Source organism: Actinophytocola algeriensis (genome assembly GCF_014203735.1).
GTDB lineage: Bacteria > Actinomycetota > Actinomycetes > Mycobacteriales > Pseudonocardiaceae > Actinophytocola > Actinophytocola algeriensis.
This window is the reverse complement of the sequence record NZ_JACHJQ010000001.1, coordinates 63,631-80,249: the sequence shown is the minus strand read 5'-3', so window position 1 is coordinate 80,249 and position 16,619 is coordinate 63,631. Positions and strand designations below refer to the sequence as shown.

Genomic DNA, 16,619 nt, shown 5'->3' with positions numbered 1-16,619 from the left:
GCGGTCGTGAACGCGATCATCGAGATGACCGATGTGCGGAAGACGTACGCGACGGGCGCGCTCGAGGTGGCGGCGCTGCGCGGGGTGTCGCTGCGGATCGCGCAGGGCGAGTACGTGGCGGTGGCCGGGCCGTCGGGGTCGGGCAAGTCGACGCTGATGCACATCATCGGGTGCCTGGACGTGCCGACGTCCGGCGAGTACGTGCTGGCGGGCGGCGACGTGACCACGCTGCCGGAGGCGCACCTGGCCGACATCCGCAACCGCCGCATCGGGTTCGTGTTCCAGCAGTTCAACCTGTTGCCGAGCCTGTCGGCGTGCCGGAACGTGGAGCTGCCGCTCGCCTACGCGGGCGTCACGCCGTCCGAGCGGCGGCGCAGGGCGGTCGAGGCGCTGACCCGGGTGGGTCTGGCCGACCGCCTGGCGCACCGACCGGGTGAACTGTCGGGCGGACAGCAGCAGCGGGTGGCGGTGGCGCGGGCGCTGGTCACCGACCCGGCGCTGATCCTCGCGGACGAGCCGACCGGCAACCTGGACTCGGCCGCGTCGGCGGACGTGCTGGCGCTGTTCGACGAGCTGCACGCGGTCGGCCGCACGATCGTGCTGATCACGCACGAGGTGGACGTGGCGCGCCGTGCACAGCGATCGGTGCTGATCCGGGACGGGCGGCTCGCGGCGTGAACTGGCGGGACACGTTCGCGAGCGGCCTGGAGGCCATCCGCGCGCACCGGCTGCGGTCGGTGCTGACCATGCTGGGCATCGTCATCGGCATCTCGTCGGTGGTCCTGACCGTCGGGCTGGGGCTCGGCGCGCAGGACCAGGTGCGGGCGCAGATCGACGCGCTGGGCAGCAACCTGCTGATCGTGTCGCCGGGCAGCAGCACGTCGTCGTCCGGCGTGCGGGGTGGCTTCGGTTCGGCGTCGACGCTGACGACCGAGGACGCGGCGGCACTGTCCGACCCGGCGGCGGCACCGGACGTGGCGGCGGTGGCTGCGGTGACGCAGGCCCAGACCACGCTGGTGGCTGGTACGACGAACTGGACGTCGAGCCTGGTCGGCACGTCGCCGTCGTGGCTGCCGGTCCGCAACCGCACGCTGTCGGCGGGCAGGTTCCTGACGGCGGTGGACACCGACGCGGTGGTGCTGGGCCCGGACACGGCGAGCGAGCTGTTCGGCGGCCGGTCCGCGGTCGGGCAGCAGGTCACGGTGTCCGGCCGGCCGATGACGGTGGTGGGTGTGCTGGCGTCGACGGGCGCGTCGTCGGCCACCTCGTCCCAGCCTGCGAGCGACGACGACGTGGCGGTGGTGCCCATGGACACGGCCCGCTCGCTCGCGGGTGCGCCGTCGTCGTCGGTGTCGGCCATCTACGTGCAGGCGCGGTCGGAGGACGTGCTGTCGGCCGCGTACCAGGAGATCGACGCACTGCTGGCGAACCTGCACGGCGACACCGACTTCTCGATCGCCTCGCAGGAGTCGCTGCTGGAGACCGCGAACGCGACGAACAGGACGCTGACCGTCCTGCTGGGCGGCGTGGCGGCGATTTCCCTGCTGGTGGGCGGGATCGGCGTCATGAACATCATGCTGGTGGCGGTCACCGAGCGGATCAGGGAGATCGGGCTGCGCAAGGCGCTGGGCGCGACCCCGTCGGCGATCCGCCGCCAGTTCCTGGTGGAGGCGGGCGTGCTGGGCACGTGCGGCGGTCTGCTGGGTGTCGCGCTGGGCGTGGCGGGCGCGTTCGCGCTGCCGGGGTTGCTGGGGCAGCCGGTGAGCGTGTCGGTCCCCGCGATCGCCGCGGCCATCGGGGTCGCGCTGGCGATCGGCATCGGTTTCGGCGTGTACCCGGCGTCGCGGGCCGCCCGGCTGACCCCCATCGACGCGTTGCGGAGCGAGTGATGAAGCGACTGATCTGGATCGTGGCGGCGGTGCTGGTGGCCGGCGGGAGCGTGGCGGTGGCGGCGAACGCGTCCCCAGCGCCTCGCTACCGGGTGGCGACGGCGACGGCGGGCGAGGTGACCGAAACGGTGACGGTCACCGGCACGGTGGACCACGTGAACCGCGCCGACGTCACGTTCGGCACCGACGGCACGATCGCGACACTGACGGTGTCGCCGGGCGAGGCGGTGACCGCGGGGCAGGAACTGGGCACGCTCGACACGACGGCCCTGGAGGCGGCGGTGTCGCAGGCGTCGGCGGAGGTGACCGCGGCGGAAGCGGCGTTGGCCTCGGACGAGGAAGCGCAGGAGGAGGCGGCCGGCGCGTCGGACGAACTGGCGGCGCGGCAACGAGAAGTGAAGGCGGCGCAGACGACGGCGTCCCGGGCGCTGACCGCGGCGTCCGCCGCGTTCGCAGCACAGGCTTCGGCATGCGCGACCCCGTCGTCGGCGGAGTGCACGACGGCGGTGACGGTGACCCGGTCGGCACAGGAAGCGGTGCAACGAGCCCAAACGGCACTACAGACGGCGATCGACGCACTGGCGGGCACGGTGCCGGCACAACCGGAGTCAGCGAACGCGGTGGCGGAGGGCCAGGCGTCGGTGGAGGAGGCGACGGCGAAGCTGGTGGAGGCGGAGCAGGCCCTGTCCGGGGCGACGCTGGTCTCGCCCATCACGGGCACGGTGGGCGCGGTGACGTCGTCGGCCGGAGCCGCGGTGTCGGCGGGTTCACCGGTGGTGACGGTGATCGGCGAGGGAGCGGCGGAGGTGTCGGCCACGGTTCCGGTGGAGCAGCTGGAAAAGCTGACGGTGGGCCAGGAGGCAACGGTGACACCGGTCGGCGCGACAGCGGCGGTCCCGGGAACGGTGACGTCGGTGGGCACGCTGCCCGCCGCCGCTTCGGAATCGGTGGCGTACCCGGTGACGATCACGGTCCCGTCCCCGCCTGCGTCGATGGCGGCGGGCAGTTCGGCGACAGCGTCGGTAACGGTGGCTACGGCGAAGGACGTGCTGACGGTGCCCACGTCCGCGGTGCGCGGGGGCGTGGTGACTGTGCTGTCGGGAGAGCAGACGTCACCGACACGGGTGACGGTGGGCGCGGTGGGGCCGTCGCGGACGGAGATCAAGGAGGGTTTGGCGGAGGGCGATGAGGTGGTGCTGGCTGATCTGGACTCGCCGGTGCCGACGAACGACCAGCAGACCGGGCAGGGAGGCTTTGGGGGCGGGCCGGTGCGCATGATGCGTCCGGCTGGCTGAAGCGCCGCTCCCTCCATTCGCCAGGTCGACGGGTCGCCTGTGGACAACCCAGTGCCCTGTGGACAACCCGCCCGCCGCAAGGGGAAACGGCGGGCGGGTTGTCGGTGGAGTGCCGTAGCGTGGAAACCGGGGGCCGGAGGCCAGCGGCCAAGCCCTCAGTCGTCGGCCTCCACCCAGTCGAAGGTCCTCGTCACGGCCTTCTTCCACTGGCCGAAGGTCTTCTCGCGGGCCGCGTCGTCCATCGACGGGGTCCACTCCTTGTCCTTCGCCCAGTTGTTGCGGATGTCGTCCTCGCCCTCCCAGAACCCGACCGCCAGGCCCGCCGCGTACGCCGCGCCCAGAGCCGTCGTCTCCGCGACCACCGGGCGGATCACCGGCACGCCGAGGATGTCGGCCTGGAACTGCATCAGCAGCTCGTTGACGACCATGCCGCCGTCGACCTTCAGCGCCGTCAGCGGCACCCCGGAGTCGGCGTTCATCGCGTCGATCACCTCGCGCGACTGGAACGCGGTCGCCTCCAGCACCGCCCGCGCCAGGTGGCCCTTGTTGACATACCTCGTCAAACCCACGATCGCGCCGCGCGCGTCCGATCGCCAGTACGGCGCGAACAGACCGGAGAACGCGGGCACGAAGTAGCAGCCGCCGTTGTCGTCGACCGCCGACGCCATGTTCTCGATCTCCGGCGCCGACACGATCATGCCCAGGTTGTCGCGCAGCCACTGCACCAGCGAACCTGTCACCGCGATCGAACCCTCGAGCGCGTACACCGGGTCGTTCGAGCCGATCTTGTAGCAGACCGTGGTGAGCAGGCCGTTCTGCGACATCACCTTCTCCGTGCCGGTGTTCAGCAGCACGAAGTTGCCGGTGCCGTAGGTGTTCTTGGCCTCGCCCGGCGACAGGCACGCCTGCCCGAACGTCGCCGCCTGCTGGTCACCGAGGATGCCCGCGATCGGCACGCCCGCGAGCGCACCCCGCTCGCGCACCTTGGCGTACTCCTCCGACGAGGACCTGATCTCCGGCAGCATCGACAGCGGGATCCTCATGTCCGCCGCGATCGACTCGTCCCAGGCCAAAGTGGACAGATCCATGAGCAGCGTGCGGGACGCGTTGGTCGGGTCGGTGATGTGCACGCCGCCCGCCGGGCCGCCGGTCATGTTCCACAGCAGCCACGTGTCCATGTTGCCGAACAGCAGCTCCCCTGCCTCGGCCCGTTCCCGCGCACCGTCGACGTTGTCGAGGATCCAGCGCACCTTCGGGCCGGAGAAGTACGTCGCGAGTGGAAGACCGGTCTTCTCCTTGTACCGGTCCTGCCCGCCGCCGAGCCCCTCGAGCTCCGCGCAGATCTTGTCGGTCCGCGTGTCCTGCCAGACGATCGCGTTGTACACCGGCTTGCCGGTCGACTTGTCCCACACCACCGCGGTCTCGCGCTGGTTGGTGATGCCGACCGCGACGATGTCCTTCGCCGACAGGTCCGCCTTCGCCAGCGCACCCGCCGCGACCTCACGGGTGTTGCGCCAGACCTCCTCCGGGTCGTGCTCGACCCAGCCCGCCTTCGGGAAGATCTGTTCGTGCTCCTTCTGGTCGACCGCCACGACCTCACCCGCATGGCTGAAGATCATGCAGCGGGTGGACGTCGTGCCCTGGTCGATGGCGGCCACATAGCTCGTCATTGTGCGAAAGCCTCTCTACCTCAGGAACTGGCCGGCAGGATCTGGAACAGGAGACCGGCGAGGACACCGCCGACGATCGGGCCCACCACCGGCACCCACGCGTAGTTCCACTCGGCGCTGCCCTTGCCCTTGATCGGCAGTACCGCGTACGCGATGCGTGGCCCGAGGTCACGTGCCGGGTTGATGGCGTACCCCGTGGGACCACCGAGCGAGGCACCGATCGAGATGACGACGAACGCGACGGCCGCGTAGCCGAGCGCGCCGTTGCCGAACACCGGCACACCGTCGTCGCCAACCGTCGCGCCCGGGCTCAGCAGGATCCACAAGATCAGCACAAAGGTGGCGATGAGCTCGGTGACGACGTTCCACGCGTAGTTCGGCACGGTCGGGCCGGTGCAGAAGATGCCGCGGGTGTTCTCGGGTTCGTCGTGGGTGTCGAACTGCAGCTTGTAGGTCAGCCAGGCCAGCACGGCACCGATGAAGGCACCGACCAGCTGGCCGAGGACGTAGGCGGGCACGTCGGCCCATGCGGTCTTGTCCGCGACCGCGAGGCCCAGCGTCACGGCCGGGTTGATGTGCGCGCCGCTCGGATTCGCGATGCTCGCGCCGACGAACACCGCGAAACCCCAGCCGATGGCGATGAACAACCAACTGTCGCCGAAGCCGAGCGCCTTTTTCAGCACCCGGTTCGCGACCACACCGGCACCGAGCAGGATCAGTGTGGCGGTGCCCAGCATTTCCCATAGGAATATCTCGCCGAAGTTCAGATCCACGACCACTCCTTCACGCTGAAGTGAGTAGGCAGCCGTCGGCCTGAAGGGTGGGGCGCCGGTGCCTACCCTGAGCGAGGCAGACGCTACGGCTCACAAGGTCAACTTGTCCAGATATCGGGACACCCGTCAGGCCGGTAGCGTGGTTCTCGTCCGGAACTTATAGGACGAGGAGGCGCCGTGACAGCGGACACCACGGGCGGTCAGCTCGGTACTGCTGAGCGTGAGGAATCCTGGCGGCGGCTGGGCTCGGAGACGTTCGACCTGGTCGTGATCGGCGGCGGCGTGGTCGGGGCCGGGACGGCGCTGGACGCCGCGACCAGAGGGCTCCGCGTCGCACTCGTCGAGGCGCGTGACCTCGCCTCCGGCACGTCGAGCCGGTCGTCGAAGCTGTTCCACGGTGGGCTGCGCTACCTGGAACAGCTCGAGTTCGGACTCGTGCGCGAGGCACTGCGGGAACGCGAGCTGATGCTCACCCGGCTGGCACCCCATCTGGTCAAGCCGGTCAGTTTCCTTTACCCACTGACACATCGCGTGTGGGAGCGCCCGTACACCGCGGCGGGACTGTTCATGTACGACTCCATGGGTGGCGCGCGGTCCGTGCCGGGCCAGAAACACCTGAGCAGAGCCGGTGCGCTGCGGCTGGTGCCCGCACTGAAGCGCTCGGCGCTGATCGGTGGCATCCGGTACTACGACGCGCAGGCCGACGACGCGCGGCACACCATGACCGTCGCGCGGACAGCCGCGCACTACGGGGCCGTGATCCGGACGTCCACGCAGGTCACGGGCATGGTCCGGGAAGCGGACCGGGTGTCGGGCGTACGGATCCACGACGTGGAGGACGGTCGCACCCAGGAGGTCCAGGCCAACGCGGTGATCAACTGCACGGGCGTGTGGACAGACGAGCTGCAGCGGCTTTCCGGTTCCCGCGGGCGGTTCCGGGTGCGGGCGTCGAAGGGCGTGCACATCGTCGTGCCGCGCGACCGGATCGTGGCCGAATCGGGCCTGATTCTGCGGACAGAGAAATCGGTGCTTTTCGTCATTCCGTGGCGAAATCACTGGATCGTGGGCACCACCGACACGGACTGGAATCTCGACCTGGCCCACCCGGCGGCGACGAAACACGACATCGACTACCTCCTCGAACACGTGAACTCGGTGCTGGCGACCCCGCTGAAGCACGACGACATCGAGGGCGTGTACGCGGGACTGCGGCCGCTGCTGGCCGGGGAGAGCGAGGAGACGTCGAAGCTGTCGCGTGAGCACGCGGTGGCACGGGTGGCGCCGGGCCTGGTCGCGATCGCAGGCGGCAAATACACCACCTACCGGGTGATGGCGGCGGACGCGGTGGACGCGGCGTCGCCGGACCTGCCGGGCAGACTGCAGTCGTCGATCACCGACAAGGTGCCGCTGCTGGGCGCGGACGGCTACCACGCGCTGGTGAACCAGGTCGACCAGCTGGGCGCCCGGCACGGCCTGCACCCCTATCGGGTGCGACACCTGCTGGACCGCTACGGGTCGCTGGTGCACGAGGTGCTGGCGCTGGCGGAGGACAGGCCGGAGCTGCTGAAGCCACTGACCGCGGCGCCGGACTACCTGCAGGTGGAGATCGTGTACGCGGCGTCGCACGAGGGCGCGCTGCACCTGGAGGACACCCTCGCGCGGCGGACCCGGATCTCGATCGAGTACCCGCACCGGGGCGTCGACTGCGCGCAACAGGTGGCGGAGCTGATGGCCGATGTCCTCGGCTGGCCGCAGGAAACGACGAACCGCGAGGTCAAGATCTACAAGGCCCGGGTGGAAGCCGAACGCGACAGCCAGACCCAACCGGACGACGAGGCGGCGGACGCCATCCGGGCGGCGGCTCCGGAAGCCCGCCCGGAGCTGAAGGAACCGGAACCAGCCTGAGACAGCCATCGGGGCGACTCGCGAACGCGGGTCGCCCTGATGCGGCTGGGTCGCCCACGCTGCCCCGAAGGGCACTGGTCCACAGTGGACAGTCGACAGCGGAGCGTGGGAGTGGAGAACGGAGCGGAATCGCTCCCTCCATTGTCAACTTATAGCGCACCCCCGGGCTTGCCACAAGACCCACTTCGTGCCGCAGAATCCCCGGACACCTTCGAATTGGGGAGTCACGAAAAGTGCGTGTCTTGTTGTCGACCTACGGGTCGCGTGGGGATGTCGAGCCGCTCGTCGGGCTCGCGGTGCGGTTGCGGGAACTCGGTGCGGAGGTGCGGATGTGCGCGCCGCCGGACGAGGACTTCCGGCAGCGGCTCGCCGACGTCGACGTGCCGCTGGTGCCCGTCGGCTGGTCGGCGCGGGAGCTGACCAGGTCCGCGCCGCCGCCCTCGTCCCTGCCCGAGCGCGCGGCCCAGCTGATCGCCACGCAGTTCGACGTGATCACCGCGGCGGCGCAGGGGTGTGACGTGCTCGTCGCGACCGGCATGTTGCCCGCCGCGGCCGGGGCGCTGTCGGTCGCCGAGAGGCTCGGCATCCGGTCCGTGTCGGTGGTCTTCCAGCAGCTCGACCTGCCCTCGCCGCACCACTCGCCCCTCGCCTACCCGGGCAGGCCGTACCCGCCGGAGATCACCGACAACCGGGTGCTGTGGGACCTCAACGCCGAGAGCGCCAACGTCCTGTTCGGCGACGCCCTCAACACCAGCCGGGCGAGCGCCGGGCTCCCGCCCGTCGACGACGTCCGGGGCTACGTGCTCGGCGAGCACCCCTGGCTCGCGACGGACCCCGTCCTGGACCCGTGGCTACCGCCCGCCGGCATCGAACCCGTCCAGACCGGCGCCTGGTTCCTCCCGGACGAGCGACCGCTCCCCGCCGACCTCGTCACGTTTCTGGACGCCGGCGCGGAACCGGTGTACGTCGGGTTCGGCAGCATGCCCATGCACGCCGCCGCGGACGTCGCCCAGGTGGCCGTCGACGCGATCCGCGCGCACGGCCGTCGCGCGGTCGTCAAGCGCGGGTGGGCCGACCTGGACCTGATCTACAAGCGGGACGACTGCTTGTTCGTCGACGAGGTCAACCACCAGGTGCTGTTCGGCCGGGCGGCGGCGGTCGTGCACCACGGCGGCGCAGGCACGACAACGACAGCCACGCGGTCCGGTGCACCCCAGGTGGTGGTGCCGCAGGCGGCCGACCAGCCGTACTGGGCGGGCCGGGTCGCCGCTCTGGGCGTCGGGGTGGCGCACGACGGGCCGAAGCCGACCTTCGAGTCCCTGTCGGCCGCGCTCACGACGGTGTTGGCCCCCGAGGCCCGCGCACGGGCGGCCGCCGTCGCCGCCACTGTCCGCACCGACGGGGCGACGGCTGCCGCGAAGCTGCTGCTGGACAGCAGGTAACGACATGGTGAGGCCCCCACCGCGTCCCGCGACGCGGTGGGGGCCTCACCACAGGCAGATCAGACCAGGCTCAGCTCGAGACCTCGGCCTCGTCGTGGTCGTCGTTCCTCGGGGTGTTCTTCTGCGGCTTGCCGTTGCGGCGGCGCGCGGTCTGGCGCGGCAGCGTGGCGGGCGGGCGCGGCGGCTGCCCGCCGCCACCCATCATCAGCTCCGCGAACGTGGCCATGGCCTCGTCCAGGTGACCGCCGATGCGGCGCTCCGACTCCTCGTTGCTCTTCTTCACCAGCGACACGACGGACTCGGTGTCCGGCTGCTTGGTGACCATGACCTCGACCGTCGAGAGGCTCTGGGCGAGCGTCTTGCCCATGTCGGCGATCTTGTCGGTAAAGCCGTCCTCGACCGCGTCGAGCCTGCTGGTCATGCTGTCCAGGCGGCCGGTGACCTGCTCCAGGCGCACCGCCAGCTCCTCGAGCCGCTCGGTGCCGTCGACCGTCGTCTTCGTCTCGTCGATCGAGTCCTGCAGCGCCTTGCGGGACGCCTCGACCTTCATCGACAGCGACGTCGACTTCTGGTCCACGTTCGCGTGCAGGCCCTCGGCCGCCTCGGCCAGCTTGCCCTGCACGGTCTCCGAAACCTCGGTGACGGACTGGCGGACCGACTCGCGGGTCGAGTCGAGCTGGCCGCGGACCGCGGCGCCGACCTCGTCCACCCGGCCGCGGACGTTGTTCTCCGCGCCCTCGACGCGCTCGCGCAGCGTCTGCTCGGCGGCGTCGATGCGCTCGCGCACCGGGCCGGTCACCGTGCCCGGCAGGGCGTCGAGCTTCGCGTCCTGCTTGTCGAGGTGCTTGTCGATGTTCGCGTCGAGCTCGTCGATGCGGCGGTGGATGTTCGCGAGCTTGTCCTCGAGCCCGTCCATCCGGCCCGCGACACCCTCGAAGCGGCCGGTCACCCCGTCCAGGCGACCGTCCAGCTGCGCGAACGGCGTGGCCAGCTTGTCCACGATGCCCTCGACGGCACGAGTCAGGGCCGCCAGCGCGGTGTCCTGCGCCTCGAGCTTGGCCATCGCGTCCTCGACCCGCGACGCCAGCGCGGTGACGTCCGTGCGGTCCGGGATCTCGGACAGCCGCTTGCGCACCGCCCCGATGGACTCCAGCGGCGACAGCCTGGCGTGGATCTCGTCCAGCGTGTCGAAGATCTGCTGCTGTTCGCTCTCACGGATCTCGGCCGCGCGCACCAGCATGTTGCGCATCCGGTCGAAGGAGACCGTCGAGTTGTTGTTCTCGTTCACGGAGGTGACCTTCGTCGTGGGGAGGGGCAGGGCCGACGTTGGGGAGCCTAGCCACTCCCAGAACGCGTCCATACACCACCCGTTAGTTCGTTGCAGGCCCAGACGCGACTGGTTGGGCCGTTCGGAGGATGGCCGTAGCGCGAATGCCACGACCGGGCATGACCTTACGTGGTGCTTTGGTTACCCGATCGAATGACACCACCCTCCGAGTACCGTTGCACCATGTCGAGCATGAACCCCGTTCCGGTGACCCCGGAGGCCATCAGATCCGCGCCGAAAGTTCTTCTCCACGATCACCTGGATGGTGGTCTGCGTCCCGCGACGGTGATCGAGCTGGCTGATGCCATCGGTTATCGCGAGCTCCCCACCAGCGACGTCGACGAACTCGGCCGCTGGTTCACGGAGTCGGCCGACTCGGGCTCACTCGTGCGCTACCTCGAGACGTTCGCCCACACGTGCGGCGTCATGCAGACGACCGACGCACTCGTCCGGGTGGCCGCCGAGTGCGCCGAGGACCTCGCCGCGGACGGCGTCGTGTACGCGGAGGTGCGTTACGCACCGGAACTGTTCTGTGAGAACGGGCTCAGTCTCGACACGATCGTGGAAGCCGTGCAGGAAGGCTTCCGGCTCGGCGCCCAGCGCGCGCAGGAGGCGGGCCGCCGGATCCGGATCGGCACGCTCCTGTGCGCCATGCGGCAGAACGCGCGCTCGCTGGAGATCGCCGAACTCGCCGTCCGGCACCGCGACACCGGTGTCGTCGGCTTCGACATCGCGGGCCCGGAGGCCGGCTTCCCGCCCACGCGCAACCTCGACGCGTTCGAGTACCTGCGCCAGCAGAACCACCACTTCACGATCCACGCGGGCGAGGCGTTCGGCCTGCCGTCGATCTGGGAGGCCCTCCAGCACTGCGGCGCCGAGCGGCTCGGCCACGGCGTGCGGATCGTGGACGACATCAAGGTCGACGGTGACGGCACCGTGCACCTGGGCAGGCTCGCCAGCTACGTCCGCGACCGCCGCATCCCGCTCGAGATGTGCCCGTCGTCCAACGTGCAGACCGGTGCGGCGCCGTCGATCGCCGACCACCCGATCGGGTTGCTCACGAGGCTGCGTTTCCGGGTGACGGTCAACACCGACAACCGGCTCATGTCGGGCTGCTCGATGTCGTCGGAGATGGCGGCGCTCGTGGACCAGTTCGGTTACGACTGGGCTGACCTGCAGTGGTTCACGATCAACGCGATGAAGTCCGCGTTCATCGGGTTCGACGAGCGGCTCGCCATCATCAACGAGGTGATCAAGCCGGGTTACGCCGCGCTGACGAGCTGACGCACTGAAAGACGCTTTCGGGACACTCAACGCCCCGAAAGCGTCTTTCGTGGCAGGTCACTGGATGTCGAGGCGCTCCTCGAACTCGCTCACCAGCTTGCGCCACGACTCGACCTCCGCGTCGAACGGCGCGCTCGGCGCCAGGCGCGTCGGGTCGGGCCGCAGCACGAACGAGACCAGCCAGCCGAGGCTCTCGGACTGGGCCAGCCCCTCGGACACGCTCTTGTCGCCCGCCCAGTCGGCCGCGTCGTTGAGCAGTTCGACGGCGAGGTCGAGCTGCACCGGGTCGACCGCGTCCGGGCCCTCCTCGATGTCCTCACCGAGGCCGCTCAGCACGTAGGTGTTGTCGGTCTCGACCTCGATCTCGAGGCTGCCGTCGGTCGCCTTGGTCGCGACGTCGTCCCACGTGGAGACCTCGGCGAGGTCGTTGTCCTCGTTGGCCGCCTGCGCGATGTGCTTGGCCAGCGCACGCGGGGACTTCGTGACCACGATCTTGCCCTTGGCGCCGAGGAAGATGGGCTCGTCGTCGAGGTAGCAGCGCAGCGTGTAGTACTCCGCCTCCGCCGTGATGATCTTGATGGGGTCGATGCCCACCTCGGCCCAGAAGCCGACCGGCTCCGGCTCGGCGTCCTCTTCTTCCTCGTCCTCGTCCTCGGCGGCCGCCGCCTCGTCGTCCGCGTCGTCGTCGGTGTCATCGTCCTTTTTGGACTCGTCCTCGACTACGTCGTCCGCGTCGTCGGCGTCCTCCGCGTCCAGCGCGCTCTCCGCCTCGGCCGACTCGGCCTGGAACGCGGCCAGCTCGTCAGTGGTCTCGTCGAGCGTCGCCTTGTCGACGTCCGGGACCACGACGACCTCGTCGATCGCGTCCAGCACCTCGTCCCACCGCTCCGAGATGGTCTCGGCGAGGTCGGTCCACAGCTTCTCGCCCTCGCGGCCGGTGAACGGGAACGTGCCCTGCTCCAGCACCGCGAACCCGGCCGCGGAGTTCAGCACCTCGTGCACCTCGTCCAGCTCGCACACGTCGGCGAGGGACCGGACGATCGAGATGATGTCGGCGAGCTCGCCGATCGTCCACGTGTCCGGCTCCTCGGCGGCCAGCTCCGGCACGCCGACGAGGTCGTAGGTGTGTGCTTCGTCCGGCAACAGCTCCGGCACGGACAGCTCGGGCACGACGTCCCATGCCGGGTGGTCGGCGAGGTCGTGCTCGTCGACGGTGCGGACGAACGCGGCGAGGTGGGCGGCGTCCGGGAACGCGTACAGGTCTTCCTCATGGCCGAGGAAGGCCTCCCACTCCTCGCCGTCCTCCCGCCAGCGCGGCGCCCACAACGTGACGACATCGCCCTGGGGCAGGCCGAGCTCGATCGAGACGATGTCCTGGGACATTGCTGGACCTCCAGGTCAGGCAACACGTGGGGCACTCAGAACGACGGGAAGCCTACGTGGTCGGGGAAACTGGGTGGATCACCGGTCGGACCGTAGCGACGAGGGGTCGAACGAGTCGAGTTCATCGGATGAATCCGGTGCGTTCGCACCGACCCTTCTGTCACGCCGTTCCTGGAACTCCTCGGCGGTGATGCCCTCGTCACCGGGCCGCCGCGCGGGCGCGGCCCGGCCCGACAGCTGCTCCAAAGCGTAGGTCAGGTTGTCACCGAGCAGGAGCGCGACCTTGTTGTAACCCGTCTGGGTCGCGTCGTCCATGGCGACCGCCGCGACCTTCACGATCAGCTGCGCGAGCCCGTCGGCGCCGTAGCGCGCGGCCTCCTGCGCCAGCCACAGCCGCTTCAGCTTGCCCCGGCCGTCGACGGTCACCTCGACGGTGTCGTTGCGGTCGTGCGCGGTGCCGGTGACCGTCGCCAGGATCTCGTCCACTTTGGACAGTGCGTCCTGCCGGGCCCGGCCGTCCTCGATCAGCTGCCGCGTGGTGCGGTTGACCGGCTCGCGTTCGATCACCGCCTGCCCCCGAGGTGCTTCAGTGGGTCGGAGAAGTCGCCCTCCGCCGCGTCCTCCTCGTCGTCCACCGGCACGTAGCCCAGTGACTCCAGATGCTTCTCGCCACGTTCACCGAGCACCGGCGACAGCGTTTTGTGCATGTTGCTGCCCGCGCGCCGGGTCGCCCGGTCGACGAGCGAGGTGATGTTGCGGGCCAACGTCTCCATGTCCCCCGACACCGCGGCGGGGGACAGCCGCAACCCGGTCAGCAGCCCGCCAGGCGCCACGACGACCTCGATGCCGCCGTCGGGCGAACTGGCCTTGCCCGTGACCCGGCCGACGCGCGCGACCTGCGTCCGCGCCTGCTCGTCGGCCTGCGCCACCTTGCGGTCCAACGCCGCCAACTCGTGGTCGATGTCGATCTCCACGACCCCTCCTGATCCCCGGTACCGCACAAGTGTGCCCGAAAGGTCCGACAAGCGCGCTAGTCCGTGACAAGCCGGGGCACGCGCCCGTCCGCGAGCAACTCCGGCCGCAGGTCCAGCCACGGCCGCACCGCCTCGGCCAGAGCCGGGTCGGCGAGGTGCGGCAGACCCTGGCCCACCTCGTGGATCTGGTTGCGCAGCACGCGGTCGGACCGCAGGTCACCGGCGGGCGGGACATGCGCGAGCCAGCGCGTGGTGGCCTCGTCGGTCGAACCGGCCGGGACGCCCTTGCCGTGTGCGCGGACCAGCACGCCGATCTCGGCGAGGGCGGCCTCCGCGACCGTGCACACGGCGCGTTCGGCGGCCTCGCGGTGCAGCGCGACCACCGGCCCGGGCTCCTTGGTCTTCCGCCACACCATGGTGGTGAGGCAGCCCCACCAGTCCCTGCGCACCTCGGGCGGCTCGTCGACCGGATCGTGCGCGTCCAGCCATGCCGACCGCTCTGCCGACAGCAGTTGTCGTGCGTGCGCGGCGAACTCCAGTTCCCTGCCCAGGTACCGGTGCCACGGCCACCACGGCTGCGGCCCCAGCATCTTGAGCACGGTGCCGGGCGGCACCGGGTCGCCGGTGCCGTTCTGGTCAGTGCTGTTCCGGTCGGTGCTGTTCCGGTCGGTGCTGTTCTGGTCAGTGCTGTTCCCAGCCGTGGCGAGCACATGCATGTCCGAGACCGGAGACCAGTAGGCGACGCAGTTCTCGTCGCGCTCCGGCACCTGCCGGAGCGGGTACCCGGCGGCGGCCGTGGCCGCCAGCAGGTCGTCGACGTGCACCCGGGCCGGGAACTCGCCGTACCGCGCCTGAAGCGGCGACTCCACCTGCTCCTGCTCCACGAGGCGGTCGAGCCGGTGGGCCTGGGCGCCGAAGTACGTGGCGGTCCACGGGTCACCGCCGTGCCACCGCTGCCAGCCGAACTCCACCAGTCCCGCGTCGGTGACCAGCGAGTCCGGGTACGCCGAGGCGTGGGTCAGCGCGAAGCAGGCCTCGAATTCCGCCAAGGTGCTCGTGTGGTCGAGCCCCAGCACGGTGCCCGTGACCGCCAGGTCGACGAAGAACTCCAGGTTCGTCATCCCGTTGGACGGTAGAAGCCCACGAACGGCATGCCCGAGTTGGTGGTGCGCAGGTCGCCGACCTGGACCGGGTCACCCGCCTCGACGATCTGGCCGTTGCCGATGTACATGGCGACGTGGCCTTCCCAGCAGACGAGGTCGCCGGGCAGGAGCTGGTCCGCGGACGGGACCTCCGCGCCGATGTCCTGTTCGCGGGACGTGCGGGGGATGTCCAGGCCGGCCTCGCCGTACGCGTACTGGGTCAGGCCGCTGCAGTCGAGGCCCACGCCCGGGGCGGTGCCGCCCCACACGTACGGGACGCCCAGCTGGCCCAGCGCCGCGCGGACGGCCTTCGCCGCGGTCTCGTTCGGGGCCATGACCGTGCTGCCGTCTGGCAGGTTCACCGCGACGCCCGTGCCGGGCTGCGGCGGGATCGCGACCGGGAGGCGTTTCTTGGTGACGACGCCACCGCCGCCTCCCCCGCCACCACCATCTCCGCCGCCGCCACCACCACCGCCACCGCCGGGGCTGTTGTAGGCGGCGGGCGGCTGGTTCTCGGCGCTCGCCGGGGTGGTCGCGCCACCGCCGTTCAGGCGGTCGACCACGCCGGTCAGCTGCGACATGACGGCTTCGAGGTTCGTGCTGCTCTCGCCGCTGACCTGGGCGCCGAGGCGGATCAGCTCGGAGATCTTGGCCTGCGCGCCCGCGTGGTCACCGGCCGCGCGGAGGGCGGACGCGGCCGACAGCAGCTCCGCCGCCTTGTCCATGAAGTTGTCGATGAGCTGCTGGTTGGTGTTCTGGCCGACCTTGAGGATGCCCGCCGCGTCCCGCACCGCGGACTGGACCTCAGCGCTGTACTCGCTGATGTCCTTGGACGTGGTGCTCATCGTGCGCACGTCGGCGGCCTGCCGGTCCGCGGAGCTGCCTTCCCAGCCGCCCTGCAGCGTGCGCGTCTGGCTGCCCGCGTCCGTGTCGTAGGTGTACAGCGCGTTCTGGACGTTGCCGTGCGCCTGGCCGACACCCTCGATCGCGCCGTCGTCGGTCGCGAGCTGGCGCTGCGCGTCGGCAGCGGGCTGGACCAGTGGCGTGACGAGCGGAACCGTCGTGGGACTCACGACCGCTCCTCACAGGCTCGGGGCGGCCGCTCGTGGTCGCCCTGCGTCTGATTGTTCGCTCCGCAAGCTCCGCTCACGAGATCTCACCCGCCGCCCGCCGGACCCGCCTGCCGGCCTCGTCCTCGATGTCGACGTAGTTCGTCCACGTCTGGTCCACCGCGTCGGCCATCGCGGTGGTGTTGCCCGCGAGGCCGTTCACGCGGTCGAGCTGGCGCTGCGTCGCGTTGCGGATGGCGTCGGACAGCCCGACCTCGTTGCCGACCCGCGAGAACGCGTTGCCGTCCAGCGACGTGTGCGCGCCGAGGTTGTTGCCCGTCGCCCGGTTCAGGTCGTCGGCCAGCGGCCGGTATCCCCTGGTGAAGCTCGCGAACGCGTCCCCGTCCGCGTCGTAACCCGGCGGCGGTGGTGGCGGCGGCAACGGCTCGTCGTGGTTCGTCATCTGTCCCCTCCTGACGGGTCTGA

15 protein-coding genes are annotated in these 16,619 nt (G+C 70.4%); 6 read left to right on the top strand and 9 right to left on the bottom strand.

The window, feature by feature from the left end:
• Positions 1-6: 6 nt before the first annotated feature.
• From FHR82_RS00355 to FHR82_RS00345, 3 genes are read left to right on the top strand one after another with little or no spacing between them, the layout of a single operon-like run.
• Complete coding sequence (locus FHR82_RS00355; protein ID WP_311770807.1) at positions 7-678, top strand: ABC transporter ATP-binding protein; 672 nt, start codon at positions 7-9, stop codon at positions 676-678.
• On the top strand, positions 675-1,889 hold the full coding sequence (locus FHR82_RS00350) for an ABC transporter permease (RefSeq protein ID WP_184808191.1): 1,215 nt from the start codon (positions 675-677) through the stop codon (positions 1,887-1,889). The genes FHR82_RS00355 and FHR82_RS00350 overlap by 4 nt, the downstream gene beginning before the upstream one ends.
• On the top strand, positions 1,889-3,184 hold the full coding sequence (locus FHR82_RS00345; RefSeq protein ID WP_184808190.1) for an efflux RND transporter periplasmic adaptor subunit: 1,296 nt from the start codon (positions 1,889-1,891) through the stop codon (positions 3,182-3,184). Before FHR82_RS00350 ends, FHR82_RS00345 begins: the two co-directional genes overlap by 1 nt.
• Positions 3,185-3,339: 155 nt before the next feature.
• Here the strand turns inward: FHR82_RS00345 and glpK are convergent, their stop codons facing one another.
• Positions 3,340-4,854 carry a glycerol kinase GlpK gene (glpK, locus tag FHR82_RS00340; RefSeq protein WP_184808189.1) on the bottom strand — a complete coding sequence of 505 codons (1,515 nt, stop codon included), beginning with the start codon at positions 4,852-4,854 and terminating at the stop codon, positions 3,340-3,342.
• 20 nt (positions 4,855-4,874) lie between these two features.
• On the bottom strand, positions 4,875-5,621 hold the full coding sequence (locus FHR82_RS00335) for an MIP/aquaporin family protein (protein ID WP_184809213.1): 747 nt from the start codon (positions 5,619-5,621) through the stop codon (positions 4,875-4,877).
• Positions 5,622-5,804: 183 nt separating this feature from the next.
• Between FHR82_RS00335 and glpD the strand changes: the two genes are divergently transcribed.
• Together glpD and FHR82_RS00325 are read left to right on the top strand one after the other, a co-directional pair.
• Positions 5,805-7,532 carry a glycerol-3-phosphate dehydrogenase gene (gene glpD, locus FHR82_RS00330; RefSeq protein ID WP_184808188.1) on the top strand — a complete coding sequence of 576 codons (1,728 nt, stop codon included), beginning with the start codon at positions 5,805-5,807 and terminating at the stop codon, positions 7,530-7,532.
• 233 nt (positions 7,533-7,765) lie between these two features.
• Positions 7,766-8,974, top strand: a complete 1,209-nt coding sequence (locus FHR82_RS00325; protein WP_184808187.1) for a glycosyltransferase — start codon at positions 7,766-7,768, stop codon at positions 8,972-8,974.
• Between the two features lie 70 nt (positions 8,975-9,044).
• Here the strand turns inward: FHR82_RS00325 and FHR82_RS00320 are convergent, their stop codons facing one another.
• On the bottom strand, positions 9,045-10,223 hold the full coding sequence (locus FHR82_RS00320) for an apolipoprotein A1/A4/E family protein (RefSeq protein WP_184809212.1): 1,179 nt from the start codon (positions 10,221-10,223) through the stop codon (positions 9,045-9,047).
• 261 nt (positions 10,224-10,484) lie between these two features.
• Between FHR82_RS00320 and FHR82_RS00315 the strand changes: the two genes are divergently transcribed.
• Positions 10,485-11,585, top strand: a complete 1,101-nt coding sequence (locus FHR82_RS00315; protein WP_184808186.1) for an adenosine deaminase — start codon at positions 10,485-10,487, stop codon at positions 11,583-11,585.
• Between the two features lie 57 nt (positions 11,586-11,642).
• Here the strand turns inward: FHR82_RS00315 and FHR82_RS00310 are convergent, their stop codons facing one another.
• From FHR82_RS00310 to FHR82_RS00285, 6 genes are all read right to left on the bottom strand, one after another.
• Positions 11,643-12,968, bottom strand: coding sequence for a SatS C-terminal domain-containing protein (locus tag FHR82_RS00310; protein WP_184808185.1), 1,326 nt, complete (start codon positions 12,966-12,968; stop codon positions 11,643-11,645).
• A gap of 78 nt (positions 12,969-13,046) precedes the next feature.
• Complete coding sequence (locus tag FHR82_RS00305) at positions 13,047-13,535, bottom strand: YbaB/EbfC family nucleoid-associated protein (RefSeq protein ID WP_184808184.1); 489 nt, start codon at positions 13,533-13,535, stop codon at positions 13,047-13,049.
• Positions 13,532-13,942 (bottom strand): YbaB/EbfC family nucleoid-associated protein, encoded by a 411-nt coding sequence (locus FHR82_RS00300; RefSeq protein ID WP_184808183.1) that lies wholly within the window; start codon positions 13,940-13,942, stop codon positions 13,532-13,534. The genes FHR82_RS00305 and FHR82_RS00300 overlap by 4 nt, the downstream gene beginning before the upstream one ends.
• Before the next feature lie 56 nt (positions 13,943-13,998).
• Entirely contained in the window at positions 13,999-15,063 is a 1,065-nt protein-coding gene (locus tag FHR82_RS00295; protein ID WP_184808182.1) for a hypothetical protein, read from the bottom strand.
• Entirely contained in the window at positions 15,060-16,157 is a 1,098-nt protein-coding gene (locus FHR82_RS00290) for a C40 family peptidase (protein WP_311770806.1), read from the bottom strand. Before FHR82_RS00290 ends, FHR82_RS00295 begins: the two co-directional genes overlap by 4 nt.
• 73 nt (positions 16,158-16,230) lie before the next feature.
• Positions 16,231-16,596: a hypothetical protein gene (locus tag FHR82_RS00285; protein ID WP_184808181.1), complete on the bottom strand. Its 366-nt coding sequence runs from the start codon at positions 16,594-16,596 to the stop codon at positions 16,231-16,233.
• Positions 16,597-16,619: the final 23 nt, after the last annotated feature.